16 protein-coding genes and 1 pseudogene are annotated in these 17,936 nt (G+C 59.0%); 7 read left to right on the top strand and 10 right to left on the bottom strand.

What is annotated here, in order from left to right:
- The first annotated feature begins 303 nt into the window (after positions 1–303).
- Complete coding sequence (locus tag ACA066_RS10705; protein ID WP_497699170.1) at positions 304–981, top strand: type 1 glutamine amidotransferase domain-containing protein; 678 nt, start codon at positions 304–306, stop codon at positions 979–981.
- Positions 982–1,061: 80 nt separating this feature from the next.
- Here ACA066_RS10705 and hglS read toward each other — a convergent pair whose 3' ends face one another.
- The 3 genes from hglS to ACA066_RS10720 all read right to left on the bottom strand — a co-directional run bounded on the left by hglS (position 1,062) and on the right by ACA066_RS10720 (position 5,003).
- On the bottom strand, positions 1,062–2,447 hold the full coding sequence (gene hglS, locus ACA066_RS10710; RefSeq protein WP_497699171.1) for a 2-oxoadipate dioxygenase/decarboxylase HglS: 1,386 nt from the start codon (positions 2,445–2,447) through the stop codon (positions 1,062–1,064).
- 137 nt (positions 2,448–2,584) lie between these two features.
- On the bottom strand, positions 2,585–3,526 hold the full coding sequence (locus tag ACA066_RS10715; protein ID WP_497699172.1) for an alpha/beta fold hydrolase: 942 nt from the start codon (positions 3,524–3,526) through the stop codon (positions 2,585–2,587).
- A 22-nt stretch (positions 3,527–3,548) separates the two neighbouring features.
- On the bottom strand, positions 3,549–5,003 hold the full coding sequence (locus tag ACA066_RS10720; RefSeq protein ID WP_497699173.1) for a flavin-containing monooxygenase: 1,455 nt from the start codon (positions 5,001–5,003) through the stop codon (positions 3,549–3,551).
- Between the two features lie 193 nt (positions 5,004–5,196).
- Here ACA066_RS10720 and ACA066_RS10725 point away from each other — a divergent pair, with 193 nt between their 5' ends.
- Together ACA066_RS10725 and ACA066_RS10730 are read left to right on the top strand one after the other, a co-directional pair.
- Positions 5,197–6,270, top strand: coding sequence for a diguanylate cyclase (locus ACA066_RS10725; RefSeq protein ID WP_497699174.1), 1,074 nt, complete (start codon positions 5,197–5,199; stop codon positions 6,268–6,270).
- A gap of 97 nt (positions 6,271–6,367) precedes the next feature.
- Positions 6,368–7,429 (top strand): annotated as a pseudogene (locus tag ACA066_RS10730) (glutamate carboxypeptidase); the annotation flags it as partial.
- Between the two features lie 68 nt (positions 7,430–7,497).
- Here the strand turns inward: ACA066_RS10730 and ACA066_RS10735 are convergent.
- The 5 genes from ACA066_RS10735 to ACA066_RS10755 all read right to left on the bottom strand — a co-directional run bounded on the left by ACA066_RS10735 (position 7,498) and on the right by ACA066_RS10755 (position 12,688).
- Positions 7,498–8,139 carry a transposase gene (locus ACA066_RS10735; RefSeq protein WP_497699175.1) on the bottom strand — a complete coding sequence of 214 codons (642 nt, stop codon included), beginning with the start codon at positions 8,137–8,139 and terminating at the stop codon, positions 7,498–7,500.
- Positions 8,136–8,915 (bottom strand): hypothetical protein, encoded by a 780-nt coding sequence (locus tag ACA066_RS10740; protein WP_497699176.1) that lies wholly within the window; start codon positions 8,913–8,915, stop codon positions 8,136–8,138. The genes ACA066_RS10735 and ACA066_RS10740 overlap by 4 nt, the downstream gene beginning before the upstream one ends.
- A gap of 642 nt (positions 8,916–9,557) precedes the next feature.
- Positions 9,558–10,427 (bottom strand): isocitrate lyase/PEP mutase family protein, encoded by an 870-nt coding sequence (locus tag ACA066_RS10745; protein ID WP_497699177.1) that lies wholly within the window; start codon positions 10,425–10,427, stop codon positions 9,558–9,560.
- A 154-nt stretch (positions 10,428–10,581) separates the two neighbouring features.
- The gene (astA, locus tag ACA066_RS10750; protein ID WP_497699178.1) at positions 10,582–11,616 is read right to left on the bottom strand and encodes an arginine N-succinyltransferase; all 1,035 of its coding nucleotides are present in this window, start codon (positions 11,614–11,616) and stop codon (positions 10,582–10,584) included.
- Between the two features lie 55 nt (positions 11,617–11,671).
- The gene (locus ACA066_RS10755) at positions 11,672–12,688 is read right to left on the bottom strand and encodes an arginine N-succinyltransferase (RefSeq protein ID WP_497699179.1); all 1,017 of its coding nucleotides are present in this window, start codon (positions 12,686–12,688) and stop codon (positions 11,672–11,674) included.
- A 538-nt stretch (positions 12,689–13,226) separates the two neighbouring features.
- On the opposite strand from ACA066_RS10755, the gene ACA066_RS10760 reads away from it, so the two are divergent.
- Positions 13,227–13,799 carry a histidine phosphatase family protein gene (locus tag ACA066_RS10760; protein WP_497699180.1) on the top strand — a complete coding sequence of 191 codons (573 nt, stop codon included), beginning with the start codon at positions 13,227–13,229 and terminating at the stop codon, positions 13,797–13,799.
- On the top strand, positions 13,799–14,554 hold the full coding sequence (gene cobF / locus ACA066_RS10765) for a precorrin-6A synthase (deacetylating) (RefSeq protein ID WP_497699181.1): 756 nt from the start codon (positions 13,799–13,801) through the stop codon (positions 14,552–14,554). The genes ACA066_RS10760 and cobF overlap by 1 nt, the downstream gene beginning before the upstream one ends.
- 109 nt (positions 14,555–14,663) lie before the next feature.
- Here the strand turns inward: cobF and ftrA are convergent, their stop codons facing one another.
- Positions 14,664–15,638: a transcriptional regulator FtrA gene (gene ftrA, locus ACA066_RS10770; protein WP_497699182.1), complete on the bottom strand. Its 975-nt coding sequence runs from the start codon at positions 15,636–15,638 to the stop codon at positions 14,664–14,666.
- A gap of 101 nt (positions 15,639–15,739) precedes the next feature.
- Between ftrA and ACA066_RS10775 the strand changes: the two genes are divergently transcribed.
- Positions 15,740–16,168: a rhodanese-like domain-containing protein gene (locus tag ACA066_RS10775; RefSeq protein WP_497699183.1), complete on the top strand. Its 429-nt coding sequence runs from the start codon at positions 15,740–15,742 to the stop codon at positions 16,166–16,168.
- A gap of 100 nt (positions 16,169–16,268) precedes the next feature.
- Here ACA066_RS10775 and ACA066_RS10780 read toward each other — a convergent pair whose 3' ends face one another.
- The gene (locus ACA066_RS10780; RefSeq protein ID WP_497699848.1) at positions 16,269–16,907 is read right to left on the bottom strand and encodes a type 1 glutamine amidotransferase; all 639 of its coding nucleotides are present in this window, start codon (positions 16,905–16,907) and stop codon (positions 16,269–16,271) included.
- Positions 16,908–17,081: 174 nt separating this feature from the next.
- Between ACA066_RS10780 and ACA066_RS10785 the strand changes: the two genes are divergently transcribed.
- Positions 17,082–17,861 (top strand): ABC transporter substrate-binding protein, encoded by a 780-nt coding sequence (locus ACA066_RS10785; protein WP_497699184.1) that lies wholly within the window; start codon positions 17,082–17,084, stop codon positions 17,859–17,861.
- The last annotated feature ends 75 nt before the right edge of the window (positions 17,862–17,936 follow it).

Here is a 17,936-nt window from a genome sequence, read left to right on the forward strand (position 1 = left end):
ACAGGGGTTTGTAGTGATTTTTTGGGCGCTGGAAAGAGGGTCGGCAACGTTCACCCCGGAATGTGCGCAAGAACTTGCGCAGCACTGCGCAACTTCTTGCGCACTGGGCTGGAAGGCCTGACAGTCGGGGTGCTCAGCGCTGAAGCAGCGTGTTTCGCCGTATCGATTGCGCAACTTCTTGCGCATCAAGGCGGTTAGCCATCACTGAGAGAGCCGGTGTGAAAAGTGCAACGAACAGCGCAGCCTGGTGGTCAAACTCAGCGCCGAGGTGACTGAACATTCCCCGAATTCAAGGAGCGCGACATGAAAATCCTGATGGTTCTGACGTCCCACGATCAATTGGGTGATACGGGTAAGAAAACCGGCTTCTGGCTGGAAGAATTCGCCGCACCGTATTTCGCTTTCAAAGACGCCGGCGCTCAACTGACGCTGGTTTCGCCCAAGGGTGGTCAACCCCCGTTGGACCCGAAGAGCGATGAGCCGGACGCGCAAACCGCGGCCACTGATCGCTTCCGCAAAGACTCCGCGGCCCAGTCGGCATTGGCGTCGACCGCGCTGCTGAGTAGTGTGAGGGCTGACGATTACGATGCAGTTTTCTATCCGGGCGGCCATGGCCCGCTGTGGGATTTGGCCGAAGACAAGAATTCGATCGCGTTGATCGAGGCGCTGTACAAGGCGGGCAAACCGGTTGCGGCGGTCTGTCACGCGCCGGGTGTGTTGCGCCACGTCAAGGGTGCGGACGGTCAGCCGCTGGTCAAGGGCAAGCGGGTGACGGGTTTCACCAACTCCGAGGAGGAAGCGGTGCAACTGACGAACGTTGTGCCGTTTCTGGTGGAGGACATGCTCAAGGAGAAGGGCGGGATTTATTCCAAGGGCGATGACTGGGCGAGTTACACGGTGACTGATGGATTGCTGCTGACAGGGCAGAACCCGGCATCGTCCGAGGCCACGGCAGAAGCGCTGCTGGCGAAGCTGAAATAACCACGGACCGTGTAGGAGCACGGCTTGCCGGCGATGGCGATTTAACGAACGCCATCACCGGCAAGCCGTGCTCTTACCGTTCAACGTACGGTCAAGGTTGCAAAACATTCCTCGATCGAACGCCGCTGCGTCTCGGCATACAACCCCAACTCATCGATGGTCGATCTCCCCAGCGCCTTCTCGAACGCCTGCTGATTCGAATGCTCGCCATAGTGGGTTTGCGCCGCATCCCCCAGGTTCGACTGAAAAATCCCTGCCGCGCTGACCGGCAGAAAATCTTCGTACACCAGCGGTTCCGCTCGCATGTAGCCGTTGCTGAGCAAATCCTCCAGCGACAAAGATTTAAGCGCTTGCGCCGATCCCAGCCCCTTTTCCGTCAGGAAATAGCGAAAGTACGCCAGTTCCTGCTGACGCATTCCCTCGAGGGTGTCAGGGAATTCGCTGAAGTGTTGCGTCATCAGCGCGTTGTAGCGTGCGGCATTGGCTTCATTGGGGAAGTCTTTGAGTTCGTCGCGAGCGGCATTCAGCAAGCGGTCGTATAGCGCCCGGCCCTTGGGCGTGAGCGCGGCGCCGCGCTGCTCGATTTCACCAAAACGAGCGCTGTGGCTGCCGTGACTTTCAGCTTGATCGGTGAAGGCAACGGGTTCGTCCAGCGCCTTGAAACTGGTCTGGCGCAGCAGGATCGGACACTGACGGCGGGGCGGGCCTTCGATCACCGCTTTGGGGGTGATGCCGTGGGCCGGCATTTGCGCCTGCACAATGTCGATGTCCAGGGTGCGCGGCGTCAGGTGGTTGATGTGCGGACCCTTGAATGCCACCACATCGGCGATCAGGCGATGCTGGGCGCTGAGTTTCTGGTATTGCTCGGCGGTGACGGTGGCGCTGTGGTGCCAGCGGAAGGTTTCCAGCGCCTGCAGAACGAAGTCCTGCGCCTCTTGTTCGGTGAGGCCTCCCTCGGATTCAGCGCGTTCGATGAGGGTCAGCGCAGTGGGCGTGAAGATGGAGCGTTTATCCAGCACCGATTGCGCAAAGGCACGCAGTTCCTGGTCTTCGATCAGTTCCAGACGCAGCAGCGAGGTGAACACCCGAAACGGGCTGACCTGCAACGCGGCCTCATGTACCGCGCGGAACGCCGTGGAATGCACCGGCACGCCGGCCGGGGTCAAGTCGTAATAGCCAACGGGCTGCATGCCCATCACCGCGAACAGCCGGGCGAGAGTCACCAGTTCAGCGGCGGTGCCGACGCGAATGGCGCCATGGCGCTCCAGGTCCAGACGCTGGATTTCGCCAGTACTGGTCAACTGCCGGGCGATCTGCGGTTCGCTGTCCAGCACATGGCGGTTGGTCTGTTCCACCAGTTCCATCAGTGCACCGTACAGCGGCACTTCTTCGCGGTACATGTCGGACATCGCTTTGGAGAAGCGTTGGCGGATCAGGTCAGGGCTGACAAAGCTTGGGTGGCTCATGAAAAAATTCCAGGCGCGGTGACGTGAAGGATGGGGGAAAAGATCGCAGCCTTCAGCGGTGCCGACAAACGAAGAATCTTACGGACTTCATTCTGCAAAGGACTGCTGTAGCCGCAGCCTCGCAAGCTCGGCAGGTGTTACACGTGGAGTTGAGTGCGCTGGGATGCCAAAAACTCACGATACAGCCGCGCCGTGCCCGCCGGTGCTTCGACCATCGGCATATGGCCGACGCCTTCCCAGATCTCCACCCGCAGGTCTTCGATGCCTTTGCTCCAGATCGCCACGCTGCTGACGTCGATCAAGCGGTCCTTGCGTCCCCACAGCAACAGCGCCGGGCACTTGATGTCGGGCAGTTTCGGCTCCATTGGCGGGCTGGCACGGAAGTCCCTGAAGATTTCTTCCAGCTCATCCCGGGACTGTTCATAACGCTGGGCGATGGCGTCCAGCACTACGCCGGGCACCCATGGCGGCTCGGCCATGGTCATGGCGTAGAAGCGCCGGAATTCTTCCCGGGAGTTGATCAGGAACGGGTTGTGGCCCTTGGCCAGGTGGCGTTCCAGGTCACTGACTTCGGGCGCGGTGACACCGGCCGGGTCGATCAGGGCAACCGACGCGATGCGGTCCGGGTAAGTCGCCGCGAGCCACGCCGCCATGTAGCCGCCCATCGAGTTGCCGATCACATGCACCTTCTCGACGCCGCAGACATCGAGCAACTGGATCATCCGCTTCGCCTGCAAGGGAATGTCGTAACCGCCGCCGGCCTTGAAGCCGGTTTCGCCATGCCCGGCGATGTCGGGGATGATCACCCGGTAAGTGCCGACAAAATGCCGGGCGAAGCGCAGCCAGATGTTCTTGTCAGCGCTGTAGCCGTGAAGCATCAGTACGCTGCTCGACGCTTCGTACGGCCCGCCTTGCAAGGTCGAAACGGTCATTTCGGCAATCGGCACGTCGATCTTGTGCAGCCGATACAGCTTGGCTTCGGCCGCCATGTTCAAGTCATAGAGCCAGTGACCGATGGCCGGGTAGCTCAACCAGCTCCAGGCTACGAAAACCGCGATTGCGACAACCAACAAAAGCATCAGGTGTCTCCCTTCTCTCTGATCAGGACAAGATGTGATCGGCGGGTTTCAGCGTCCGGGTCAATCGGTGGTAGCTGAAACTGAACCCCGGAAACATGGCAATCACATGACCACTCTTGCTTTGATACCAACTGTGACAGCCTCCGGATTTCCACACCGTGCGTTCCATTTCCCGGTGGATCATTTCAGTGTAGGTACGTTCTGCCTCGGGGCGAACTTCGATGCTGCGCAAACCCTGTTCTTTCAGCGTGCGAATGCAATCGAGAATGTAGTTCATCTGGGATTCGATGATGAACAGCGCCGAAGTGTGGCCGATGCCGGTGTTGGGCCCGGTGACGATAAACAGGTTGGGGAAGTCCGGCAGGCTGGTGCCGAGGTAGGCGCGAGGGTAGGTGGCCCAGAAATCCCTCAGTTGCTTGCCGTTTTTTCCTGTCACCGGGTAGGAAATCACCCCGTCGGTGGCGTCGTAACCGGTGGACCAGACGATCAGGTCCAGGTCGATGTGTTGCCCGTCCCGGGTGACGATGCCGGTTTCGTCTATGGACGCGATGCCCTGTTCGCGGCTGTGCAACGTTACGTTGGGCCGACCGAGTGCCGGGTACAGGGTGCTCGAGATGATGACTCGTTTGCAGCCGATGGCGTAGTCCGGTGTCAGTTTGCGTCTGAGTTCGGGGTCGGGGACCTGGCGTTTGATGAAGCGCAGGGCGTGTTGCTGGACCAAGCGGATCGCCGGTTTCGAGTATTTGAAGGCAATCACCCGGGTTTCGAATTGCCAGTAAATCATCCAGCGCAGCAGTTTGTAGGCCGGTTTGAGGCCCAGCAGCCAGCGCTGGAAGGGGCCGAAGGCGCGATCGGCCCGTGGCAGCACCCAGTGCGGCGTGCGCTGGAACACATGCAAGTGCTCGACGTCCGGCGCAATGGCCGGAATCACCTGGGCCGCGCTGGCGCCACTGCCGACGATGGCGACGCGTTTTTGCCGATAGTCGTAGGCATGATCCCAGTTGTTGGTGTGAAAAGTCTTGCCCTGAAAGCGCTCCTGGCCCTCGAAATGCGGGATGACGGGTTGGCTCAGCGGCCCCGTGGCATTGATCAGGAACCGGGCGTAGAACGTGCCTTTGCTCGCGGTGTGCACTGCCCAGCGTCTGGCGTCGTCGTCCCATTCGATGCATTCGACGTTCGCTTCCAGTTCCACACGGTCGCGCAGGCCGAATTGATCCACCACGTACTGCGTGTAGCGGTGCAGTTCGGCCTGTTCGGCGAACATTTGTGTCCAGCGGTAAGGGGCGAAGGACAGTGAATAAAGCGGCGAGGGCACATCGACGGCCGCGCCGGGGTACGTGTTCTGGCACCAGGTGCCGCCGAAGAAGTCCCGCCGTTCCAGCAGTCGAAAATCATCGATGCCAGCCTTGAGCAAATTGATCGCCGCGCACTGTCCGCCAAAACCGCTGCCGATGATCAACACTTGAAAAGTCTGCATGGGTCTCCTTTTTTATCGTTGTCTGTTGAACCCTCTCTTCATGTATAGCCAAACATTCGACGCCCGCCTTGCGGCAATACCGGGGTATTCAGGCTGCCAACCGGTGATGGCTATTTGACGTTGCCCTGTTAGACTTCCAGCACACCTGAAACCTCGGTGTCAGCAGGTTCCGTGCAGTGGCGCAGAGGCTCCAATGGAAAAAACGGGCGGAAAAGGACTTTCACTGGCCAGGAGGCTCTATGCAACGCGAACCCTGGGTCTAGCCTCGGGATTGGTGTGTGTTGCCGCCGCGATGTACCCACTCGACCCGGCGCCGTGGGTCTGGGCGCTGATGCTCTTCAATGGCGTGTTCTGGCCGCATGTGGCTTACCAATGGGCGCGTCGGGCGAAGGTTCCCTACCACGCCGAACATCGTAATCTGCTGGTCGATGCCTTTCTGGGTGGCTTCTGGGTCGCCGCCATGCAATTCAATCCGCTGCCCAGCGCAACCACCATCGCCATGATGGCAATGAACAACGTGGCCATCGGCGGCCTGCGCTTCCTGCTGGTGGGGGCCGTTGCGCAAGTATTGGGGATCGGTGTCGGATTTCTGGTGTTTGCGCCGGCCTTCGTTCCGCAAACCAGCCCGTTGCAGTTGTATGCCTGCCTGCCACTGTTGACCCTTTATCCGCTGGCTCTGGGCTGGATCTGTTTCCGACAGGCCACCACGCTGGGGCGGCACAAGCGCGAATTGCTGGCCCTGAGCCGCACCGACAGCCTCACCGGCCTGCTCAATCACGGCGCCTGGAAAGATCAACTGGAAATCGAATTCCAGCGCTGCAAACGCCAGCCTCAGGGCGGGGCGATTGCACTGATCGACATCGACCATTTCAAAACCATCAACGACACCTACGGCCATGTCGCCGGGGACATCGTGTTGCGTCAGCTGAGCAAGATGCTCAAGCAGAACCTGCGGGCGGCCGATGTGGCGGGTCGCTACGGTGGAGACGAGTTCTGCGTCATCCTCCCGGACCTTGCGCTCGATCACGCCGCGGCTGCCATGGATGCGCTTCGTGATCGCTTCGCCACTCTCGGTTACGAACAGAACCCGGCGCTGAAAGTCAGCCTGAGCATTGGTCTCGCCGCCTTCAACCCGGCCTACACTGACGCGATGCTGTGGCTCAACGACGCTGACCGGGCGCTCTATGAAGCCAAGACCACTGGCCGTAATCGCGTGATCTGTTGTGGTGATGGCAGGTCCCGTCATGAACTGCTCGACTCGGTCTGAAAGCCTTGCGTTGACCCCCTGTGGGAGATTCTATGTTGCAGGGCAACCCTGCAACTTCAGGCCGATTGGTATTCACTCTGATTTTTCATCAGGGCAAATGCCACCCGGCCTCACTCAAGTCAGCGACATCGCCATCGATGAGCTAAAAAACTCGGCGCCACCATCGAGCCTCGTGCCGAACACGCCGGACAAAAGCAACCACGTAATCGCGACGTTGAAGGGCACCGGCAAGGCGAAAATCCTGTTGATGGCGCACATGGACACCGTGTTCAAAGAAGGTTCTGCTGCCGCGCGCCCGTTTCATATCAAGGAGGGGCGCGCCTATGGGCCGGGCGTGATGGATGATAAGGGCGGCATCGTCGCCGGTATCTATGCGCTGAAAGTCTTGAAGAACCTCGACTTCAAGGACTATGCGCAAATCACCGTTCTGCTCGACGCCAGCGAGGAAACCGGCTCGGACATCGCCACCGACCTGATCAAGAAAACCGCCAAGGCCCATGACGTCACCCTTAACCTCGAACCGGGTCGCCCGGCGGATGGCCTGGTGATATGGCGTAAGGGCGGCGCGACCGCCGTGGTCGAAGTCAAAGGCAAGGCGGCCCATGCGGGTGTCGCCCCTGAACTGGGTCGAAATGCCGCCATGGAAGCCGCGCACCAGATTTTACAACTCGGCAAACTGGGCGATGAAGCAAAGAAAACCACCATCAACTTCACCGTGCTCAAGGCCGGCGACCGCACCAACGTGATTCCCGATCAAGCCACAGCCAAGGCCGATGTGCGGGCGGCAGTGCCGGAAGAATTCGACCGGATCGAGAAGGATCTGGCGCGGGTTTCCAAAGACAAACTGATACCCGAAACCGAAGTCACCACCACACTGCAGCGCGGTTTGCCGCCGATGTCACAAACGGCGGAATCGGATCGACTGATGGCGATGGGGCAGGGAATCTACGGCGAAATCGGACGCAAGTTGACGGAAGAGGGCAGTGGCGGCGCGGCGGATGCGAGCCTGTCGGCAAACGTGGGTACGCCGACGCTGGACGGGTTCGGGATTGTGGGCGGCAATATTCATACACCGGAGGAGTACGCGGAGGTTGAGAGTGTGGCACCGCAAATTTATCTGTTATCGCGAATGATTATGGCGTTGGCCAAAGCCCGTTGATTCGGAAGCAGGCAGGGTGACGAATGTTCTTTCTATCGGGACGTCACCCTGCCTTCCTTCTGTTCAGGTTACTCCGCCCCCAGCAATGACAACGTGTGTTCGTAAAACGCTGTCTCCTGCGTTGCGATGCCGGGATACGTGGGCAAGTAATCGTCGTCGAAACACCAGGCTTGGGCGGTGGTCGGCGACGGTTGTGCATGAACAATCAGGCTTAACGATGAAGACATGTACCGGGGCGGCAGTTGTCGGTGCACTTCGTAATAAGGTTGCATGTGCAGCACTTCGCCTTGGGCGAGTTTGAGTGTTGTTTCGTCACCCAAGGGCGGGCGAATGCCTGCCCGTAATGGCGTCTGATCAAGGATTTTGCGTTTGACGGTGGTGTAGCCGTCGCCGCTGTAACCCACCGCATACATTTCGAAGTCGTGGGTGTGGTTCAAGTGGTAGATGAACGTTTCGCTTTCATCCTGGCTCGACACCGGTGCCCAGAAACCCAGTCGGACGGTGTAGGCATCCGAGTAATGCAGCACAAACGCGTAGGCGTTATACAAACTGTTTTTTGTGCTGTAACCGTCGCGTTGGAGGGTGTTGTAGAGATGCTCGCTCAGTAATGTTTTGTGGGTAGCGAGTTCGCGCAGGTCGGCAATGATTTGTGGTTTGTCGCGATCCAGCTCGTACCCTTCCATGCGCTCGATAAATGTTTTCAGGTTCATGCGACTTCACCCAGGTGGTGATCAAGCAAACGGTTCAGGTGATTATTTTGCAGCTTTCGCAACTGCGGCACGTATCCCCGAGCGTTACAAGGATCAGCGCCATGTATGAGCTGGAACGCCTTCCACGCAACGGCAGGGTGATAGTGATAAATCAGCTCCTCTGCCACTTTGCTGGAATCCGGATCTTGTGCGGCCTCAAGCAGCTCCAGACTGACCAGGTAATGTGCGGCGCTTTTATCGTGGGGGAACCAGGCGCATTTGCGTAATGACCCGCGTTCGAAAACACGGATGTCGGCACTCTTGTCCGGGAAATTGAGGCTGCCGATAAAGGCAAGGTGCCCGTTCCCTGTTGGATTGCTGTCATACAGAACTTTTGTGCCGTCGATGAACAAGGGATTATCTGCGTCGACCGTGACGTGTGGCCCGGGTATCAGGTTGTCATCCGCCAAGGCGTAAAGCTGAACGCAATACGACTGCGCGTTGATTGCGAACAGGAAACTGTTACCCGGCACCGAATAGAATTGCGGTGAAGCGGGTGCATTGTCAGGCGCCTTCAAGCTGATATTGCCACTTGCGTTGTAGTACAAACTCAATGTTCCGGTATGGATATTGGTTGAACTCAAGATTGCTGCTCCCTTGGAAAGCTCAGGGCCGTCAGCAGTTTGTTGATGTAATAAAGCGGCTAAATGTTTTACTTCGGTGGTCAAGTCCAGTGTCTTGAGAGTGGAAACAATTTGTTCTGGATGAAGTTCGGAACTGATGAGGGTCTTGATCATAAACGTATCCATTGACTCAAAGTGTGTGAGTGAATGTTGGCGTAGAGCTGCCATCAGAGGTCGGGCGTGCAGTACAGTTTTTTACTTGGCAGGATGTTGGGGTTGAGTCTTGGGTGATTCAAAGTTCAAATTTTATGTGATAAGGGGCCTGGCATCGCGAACTACGAAGCCAGGCACCTGGCCGGCCGTGTGGCAGTGTTACTGAATGGATTGCGGCATTTCAGTCAACTGCCAGTAGCGTTTGATCTCGTGGATATTGCCCACGTTGAGGCGAGGTGTGTATCCGGACATGCAAGACAGTGCGGACACCTTATGAGTCGATGTGTTGATAATATTGGTTTGGGCGTGAAAGAGCGGGGTGCTGCACCAGTTGTTGGTTGTTGTTTGCATGGTGGTCTCACAAAAATAATAGTGGGTTGGTTTTGTATTTATTGTCTTGGCGACACAAAGATAGTTGCACTGCTGAAGTTGTAGGGCAAACCTGTCACTGTAAATGAATGTGAGTTTGTTTATGGGTGTTTGTAAGTGTTGCGAGGGGTTTGGCTGAAGAGGGTTTTATAGCTGGGTGAAGTGGGGGCTATTTATTATAAGTCGATGCCTGGTGTCATCATTGATAATGACGACGCCAGACTCGACGGAGTGTCACTCTTTAACGCTCATGAACTCTTCCGCCCAACGAATGTATTCTTCAGGCTGCGTGTACGTATGCGTCAGTTCGGTCGCGCTCAGATCCGACGCCTGAGTGAAGATCTGCCGCTGCTCGCGCAGACAGTCGTAAGTTGCCTTGATCGCCGCGAAATACGCGCCATGCCCATCGATGGTGACGCGCACGCCCAGCTCCGCCAGGCGATTGTCGTCGCGCAGCAGCGGGTTGCCGTAGGTGACCAGCATCAGCGGCACGCTCAGGTGTTCGGCAATCTGTTCGAGGTGATCGAAGTCACGCACGCCCACCATGCAAATTCCGTCCGCACCGGCTTTCTGGTATTGCTGGGTACGGCTGATGACTTCTTGCACCGGCAGGATCCCGGCATTGGTGCGGGCAACGATTGCCATTTCCGTATCAACTCGTGCTTCCAGCGCGGCGCGGATCTTGCCGACACCTTCGGCGACGCCGATCAGGTCGGTGGACTTGCGGCCGAATTGCGCGGGCAACAGCGTGTCTTCGATGGTCAGGGCCGCCACGCCGGCGCGTTCGAGTTCGACGATGGTGCGCATGACGTTCAAAGCATTGCCGTAGCCGTGATCGGCGTCGGCGATGACCGGCAATTGGGCAACGCGACCGATACGGGTGGCCTGCTCGGCGAACTCGCTGAGCGAGATCAGGGCGAAATCGGGGGCGCCCAGTACCTGCAACGAGGCAACCGAACCACCCAGAATCCCCACTTCAAAACCCAGGTCCGCCGCGATGCGTGCCGACATCGGGTCGAAGACCGATGCCGTGTGATAGCACTTGTTGGAAGCGAACAGTTCACGGAAGTTGCGGCGCAAATCCTGATGGGAAAGCCTGGACATATGAGTTCCACCAATACAAAGGAATGGAAAGGCTTGAGCAAGAGTGTCAACGCCGAAGATACAAAAGGCTATCACGCAACAGGGGGGAGAATGATGACGAATTTGCAGGACGGTCCTGATCGAAGCCCATCCTGTAGGGCGGGAGGCAGGTTTTTCAGGCCGCCACAGCCTGCTGCTGTTGATTGAGCAACGGCACTGCGCGTACGGAGTTGCCGGGTTGCAATTGCAGGCGTTTGGCGGTGAGCCGGTCGATGATCAGGCTGTTGCCCACCCGCCTGGCCGGGGCGGCGGTGATGCGGCAGTTTTCCAGTCGGCGGTTGTGGATCAGCCAGACCGGAGCCTGCTCGTCCGGGGTGCCGATGGCCAGCACCAGCGCCTGGCTGTCGCGCACGGTGCGGATTTTCGACAGCGGTGCCTCGATGACCGGGCCGGCGTCGAAGATGTCGATGTAGCCTTTGTGGGTGAAACCTTCGGCCGTGAGGATTTTCATCGCCGGCTCGGTGTTGGGGTGTGCCTTGCCGATCACGGCCTGGGCCTGTTCGGTGAGCAGGCAGGTGTACAGCGGTTGGCGTGGCATCAGTTCGGCGATGAACGCTTTGCTGCCCAGCCCCGACAAGTGATCCGCATGGCTGAAGTCCATCTTGAAAAAGTGCCGGCCCAGGCTGTCCCAGAACGGTGAACAGCCTTGCTCATCGGCGCTGCCACGCAGTTCGGCGATGAGCTTCTCGCCGAACAGGTGGGCAAATTCGGCCACAAACAACAAGCGGCCCAACGACAGCAATCGGCCATTGCTGCCCTGGCGTTGATCGGGTCGCAGGAACAATGAGCCGATTTCCGATTGCCCGGTCATTTCATTGTTCAGAAACAGCGTTGGAATCTGCCGCTGGATGCCCAGGTCCGGAGACGAACTGACCGTCAGCCCGACCCTATAGTTGTACCAGGGCTCGCGCAGCCCGACGGCCCCCGTCAGGGCACTGACCCCCACCACTTGCTGGTCATCGTCTTCGAGCACGAACAGGTAGTCGGCGTCGGCCCGCTCAACCTGTTCGGCGAAGGTCCGTTGTGCCCAGCGCAGCCGGTGGGCCAGGCGATCCTCGTTGGCGGGCAGGGTGGTAAACCCCGGGCCGGCCTGCCGTACCAGTGCCAGCAGGGCGGGCAGGTCGGTGACGTGAACCGGACGGACAATCATGATGCAGCTCCTTCTACGGGCCGACGCAAACGCAGGGCATGGGACCGGATGATGCTCACAGGGCGATCAACCGGATAGGGCTGCCTTCGCTCACGTTCAGGGCCGTGCACATCTCGGTGCTCAGGGGCACGGGATGTCCGGCGCTGTAGTCCAGATCGGCGACGATGGCGCGATAGTTCTTCAGCGAATCGTTGCTCACCAGGTAGCGACCGCGAGCATCGATGACGTCGCCCGGTGTTGCCGTGCCGGTCTGGCTTTGCGCAATGGAACGGATACTGGCGAGGCGCGCGTACAAGGTCGGGCCGCCGTCGAACAGGTCGATGTAGCTGTTGGTCTCGAACCCCTCGCGTTCAAGGATATCGAAGGCTTCCTGGCCATCGGGGTGGATTCGGCCGATGCAGTCCTGCGCTGCCTGGGGAAGCATCGGTACGTAGATCGGGTATTGCGGCATCAGTTCGGCCAGGAACGTCCGGCTCTCCAGCCCGCAAAGGCGCTCGGCCTCGGCGTAGGGCAAGTCGAAGAAGTGTTTGCCCAGCGCATCCCAGAATGGCGACCCTCCTTCATCGTCGCTGTAGCCGACGATCTCGGTGATGACCGCTTCGGCGAAGCGCTGCGCATGAGCGGCAATGAACATCAGTCGCGCCCGTGACAGCAGTTCGGAGGACGGCGTACGGACCAGCGCCGCATCGATGTGAAAACCGCGCAGCAAGGTATGGCCACTGAGGTCGTGACACAACGACAGCGCCGGCACGCCGTGCTCGATGTTCAGTTCTCGCGAGGCGCTGGTGAAATGGCGGTTGCGCAGGCTGTAGAACGGCTCGTCGAAACCGGCCGTGGCGAGGATCTCCGAGCAGCCTGCCAGGCGCCGGTTCGTCAGGTCCTCCAGCACGAAGAAGTAATTTTCCGGGCCATGCCCCTGGACGTCTTTGGCGAATGAGGCGCAGGAGTCGAGAATCCGCTCACGCAAGCGTTCGGTATCGTCCGGCAAGGACGTGACGCCGACCAGGCTTTCGCGCGCCAGTCGCTGCAACTGGGGCAAGTCGGTTAACTCCACTGGGCGTAAGACCAGCATGGATGCACTCCTGTATCAAAGGGTTCGGCGATTGGCACGAACCTGACTATCACTGTCGGTTTCCACGCGTTTAATCGGCGGTCGCTTGATGGCTTGCCAGCGCCGCTCTTTTTCTAATCAGCCGTTATTCGGGACAGCACTGTTTCGGCGTCCCATTCATTGAGAGACCGGTCGGGGTTTTGGCAACGGAGGCGGTGGTTCATGTCGCTGGGAGAGGGCATCCGGGCTCCTGCTGGATGAGGTGTATTGTTTACATTTAATAATCCGTTACAGCAGTATTTATTTAACCCGCGCCCCATGTCTAGTGAATTTTTGCGCTGTCCTGTCCAGCCCCAAAATGGGGCGAAATGCCCGTAGGTCGGGGGCTACACAGATGTCGATCAGCCCTGTAGGCCCTCGCTGACAGTGATGTCAGAGATAGCTGCTTTTTAAGAAGGATCGGCGTAATGAAACGCCCTGGATCGCATTTCTTACGGCACAATTGCGCCTGAATGGTGGCTTGATGCCGTTTTCTTTTCCTTCAACCGAGTGATCTTTCGTGCAGGCAACCCGTTTGACCCTGATGTGCCACGCTCGAACCGTCGCACAGAAATTGGCGCGATTTCCTACGGATGAGCCTGTTGAGATGGATTGGCAATCGGCACAGGGCTCCCTTCGTTCCCGGTTCAAGGGGGCACCGCGCCTGTTCAGCGGACCGGAACTTCGAGCACGGCAAACCGCCGGGTTGTTCGGCAGTGATGTGGAGATTGTCGAGGCGCTGAGGGATTGCGATTTTGGGCGCTGGAACGGCGCGCAGATCGATGATCTGCAGAAATCCGAACCGCAGACGCTGCAGGCCTGGCTCGATGATCCGCATTCGGCGCCTCACGGTGGCGAGTCGGTGGCACAACTCGGTGAGCGGGTGGCTGCATTGCTCAAGACACTGGAAGCAACGCAGGGGCACATCGTTGCCATCACCCATCCATTTGTCATTCGTGCGGCGTTGACCCAGGTGTTGCAAAGCCCGTCGTTCAATAGGGTCGACGTCGAACCGCTGTCAGCCATCGAGTTGCGGTTCAACGGTTGCTGGCGCTTGCGCTTGTCGGGCGCTGACGTTGAAGGAGGGCATTAATGAAAAAACTGATGGTCATCGGCATCGGTGCCGGCAACCCCGACTACATCACGATGCAGGCCGTGAAGGCGCTGAACCTGGTTGATGTTTTTTTCCTGATGGACAAGGGCCAGAGCAAGGACAAGCTGATCGACCTGCGTCGCGAGATTTGTGAACGCTACATCAGCGAGCACGATTACCGCTTCGTTGAAGCGCACAGCCCGGAGCGTGAGCGCGGTGATGTGGACTACAAGGCCAGTGTGGAAGATCTGAACCTTGCCAAGCAGCTGACCTTCGAGCGGCTGATCAATGAGGAAATGTCCGACGGCCAGTGCGGCGGTTTCCTGGTGTGGGGCGATCCTGCGTTGTACGACAGCACTATTCGGATCCTGCAGACGATTCTCGCGTCGGGCCAATGTGACTTCGAGTTTGAGGTGATCCCCGGCATCACCAGCGTTCAGGCGTTGGCGGCGCAGCACAAGGTGCCGCTGAACCGGATCGGTCGATCCATCGAAATCACTACCGGCAGGCGGTTGGCGGCCGGGCAGGTGAGTGATGCCGACAGCCTGGTGGTGATGCTCGACGCGGAAGATTCCTACCATCAGGTGGCGGATCAGGAGACAGAGATTTACTGGGGCGCTTACTTGGGGACGCCGGATGAAATCCTCATCAGCGGCAAGCTCAAGGACGTTGCGGATGAGATCGAGCGGGTGCGCAAGGCGGCACGGTTGGCTAATGGGTGGATTATGGATACCTACCTTCTGCGTAAGCTTTGAGTGCATCGTTGCCTGAGCTGACGCCTTCGCGAGCAAGCTCGGCTCCTACAGGATTTTCGCCGTATCTGTAGGAGCCGAGCTTGCTCGCGAAGAGGCCCTCAGATACACCTCAAAAATTCGCTTTGACCCCCCGTCCAAATCGTTCCCGATACACCGACGGCGGCACGCCGACCACGTTGCGAAACGCCACCCGGAAACTTTCCACCGAGCGATAACCGCAATGTTCGGCAATCCGGTCGGTGTTCTGGCCCGTGCTTTCCAGCAACTCCCGAGCCCGCGCCAGGCGTTCATGTTGCAACCACGCTTTGGGCGGCATGCCGGTCGCTTCTGTGAACCGACGCAGAAAAGTGCGCTCACTCATGGCCGCTTCGCTGGCCAGGTCGCGAACCTCCAGGGGTTCATGCAAGCGCTCACGAGCCCACTGCATCACGCGTGAAAGATCGCTGCGCGGCGTAGGACTGACCGGTGTCGGAATGAACTGCGCCTGGCCGCCGGTGCGTTGCGGTGACATCACCAGTCGCCGCGCCACGGAATTGGCCACTTGCGTGCCGAAATCCCGCGCCACCAGGTGCAGGCAGGCATCGATACCGGCAGCGCTGCCCGCCGAGGTAATCAGTTGGCCCGAGTCGACGTAAAGCACGTCCGGGTCCACCAGAATGTTCGGGAATCGCTCGGCCAGTTCCGCGGTGTAACGCCAATGCGTGGTAGCACCGTGACCGTCGAGCAAACCGGTCGCCGCCAGCACAAAAACGCCCGAGCAGATCGACAGCAACCGCGCGCCTCGCGCGTGGGCCTGGCGCAGGGCCGCGATCAAAGCTTCGGGCACCGGGGCGCTGCGATCACGCCAGCCGGGAATGATGATGGTTCGGGCGTCACGGAGCAGTTCCATGCCGCCATCGGCCAGCACCTGAATCCCGCCCATGGCGCGCATCGGACCCTGATCGACAGCGGCGATCCGGTGTTCGTACCAGGGGAAATCGAACTCCGGTCGTGCCAGGCCGAAGATCTCCACGGCGATGCCGAACTCGAACGTGCAAAGGCCGTCGTAGGCCAGAATCGCGACCAATCCAGGGGTGGGCTGCATTTGGCGGAAAGTTCCCGGTGAGTGTCTTGTGCGCCACTTTAGCCGCTGGCGACTGGCGAATAAAGTCTTCTCACACCCACCGAGACTCTGGAGTACGACCCATGACCAGCCTGGTCCGCAATGTTCCCGCCGCACCATCCGCCATTGCCCTGATGCATTTCAGCAACCGTCTGACTTTTGAAACCGACTGTTCCGACGTCTACAACAGCCAACAGGCGGGGGACGTGGATTTTGTCCTGGTGGACGTGCGCGGTCCGCAGGCGTTCGAGCGCGGGCATGTGCCGGGTGCAATCAATTTGCAGGGGCGACTGCTGACCGCCGAAGGGTTGGCGGGTTATGGAAAATCCACGCTGTTCGTGGTGTATTGCGCCGGGCCACACTGCAACGGTGCCAACAAGGCCGCGGTGAAACTGGCGGCGCTGGGTTACCCGGTCAAGGAAATGATCGGCGGAGTGACCGGGTGGCTGGATGAAGGGTTTGAGTTGAGCACGCAGGTGCAAAGACCAGCCGCCATCGGCTGCGAATGCTGACAGTAGGAGCCGGCTTGCTGGCGATAGCGATCTTTCAGGCGATGAATATGTCGACTGACCCACCGCCATCGCCAGCAAGCCGGCTCCTACAGATCTTTGGTCAATTGCCGGATACCGCCCACCAGTCATCCAGCGTCGCCTGCAACCATTCAAAAACGGCTGCATGGGCGGCGCTGTCCGGTTCACCCCTCGGCAGCGGCGACTCATCGGCAAAGTGCGCATTGAGCGTCGCCACCGATTCTGCATTCCACTCCGGATGAAACTGCAATCCCACCCGCGCAGGGCCTACGCAATACATCTGCTGCTCGCACTGATCGCTGCTGGCCAGCAACTGCGCGCCGGGTGGCAGGTCGATCGCGTCTTCGTGCCACTCCAGCACTTTCAACTTCTGGCCATCGGCAAACGTCACTGAGGTCCAGCCCGTTTCGGTCCGATCCATCCGCCGCACATTTGCGCCCAGCCCCAGCGCCAATAACTGCGCTCCCAGACAAATCGCAAACACCGCCGCGCCTTGATCCAGGCAGCCCGCCAGCCACTGCCGTTCGGCCTCCAGCCACGTCGGTCCGGCGTTGGACTCATAAGGCCCGCCCAACAAAATCAGCGGTTGCGCGCTCACGGGTGGTAACTGGCCAAGGTCGGCGCGAAAGACATTCAACGGCAATCCCCGCGACTCGGCCCACTCGGCAATCGCGCCCGGACCTTCGGCAGGGTGGTGCTGGATCAGGTTCAACCCGCGCATTTCATTGTTCATTCAGCTCGCCTTTTTTATAAGTATTTGTCGCATATGCACAATTTGCACGCCCGCAGCCGCTCTAGACTGCCCGCCACTTCGGTCTTCTCCAATAAAAAAGCTCTGACCGAAAGCTACCAATCGAACGCTGCCAATAAAAGCCTCCGCACACAGGAGTTATAAATGAAGAAGCTAGTGATGTTCGGTGCCCTGGCACTGTCGATGTTGTCCCTGACCGCTGTGGCCGATGACGCCAAGCCGATCCGCATCGGTATCGAAGCCGGTTACCCGCCATTCTCGATGAAGACCCCTGACGGCAAACTCACCGGTTTCGACGTCGATATCGGCGACGCGCTGTGCGAGCAGATGAAAGCGAAGTGTGTCTGGGTCGAGCAAGAATTCGACGGCCTGATCCCGGCCCTGAAGGTCAAGAAAATCGACGCGATCCTGTCGTCCATGACCATCACCGACGACCGCAAGAAGAACGTCGATTTCACCATCAAGTACTACCACACCCCGGCGCGCTTCGTGATGAAGGAAGGCACCGACGTCAAAGACCCGCTGACCGAGCTCAAGGGCAAGAAAGTCGGTGTACTGCGCGCCAGTACCCACGACCGCTTCGCCACTGAAGTGCTGCAACCGGCCGGCATTGTCCTGGTGCGTTACGGCTCGCAGCAGGAAGCCAACCTGGACATGGTCTCTGGTCGCCTCGACGCGATGCTGGCGGACTCGGTCAACCTCGACGACGGTTTCCTGAAAACCGACGCCGGTAAAGGCTTCGCGTTTGTCGGCCCGACCTACGAAGACGCCAAGTACTTCGGCGGTGGCGCCGGTATTGCGGTGCGTAAGGGTGATAAAGAGCTGGCAGACAAATTCAACACCGCTATCACTGAAATCCGCGCCAACGGCAAGTACAAGCAAGTGCAGGACAAGTATTTCAAGTTTGACGTTTACGGCGAGTAATCGAGCCGTACTAAAAAGTGGCAACCGTTGACGCGGTAGCCGCTTTTTTATGCTCTCTCTCTATGAAATGAGAAC

Source organism: Pseudomonas sp. LBUM1651 (genome assembly GCF_059716135.1).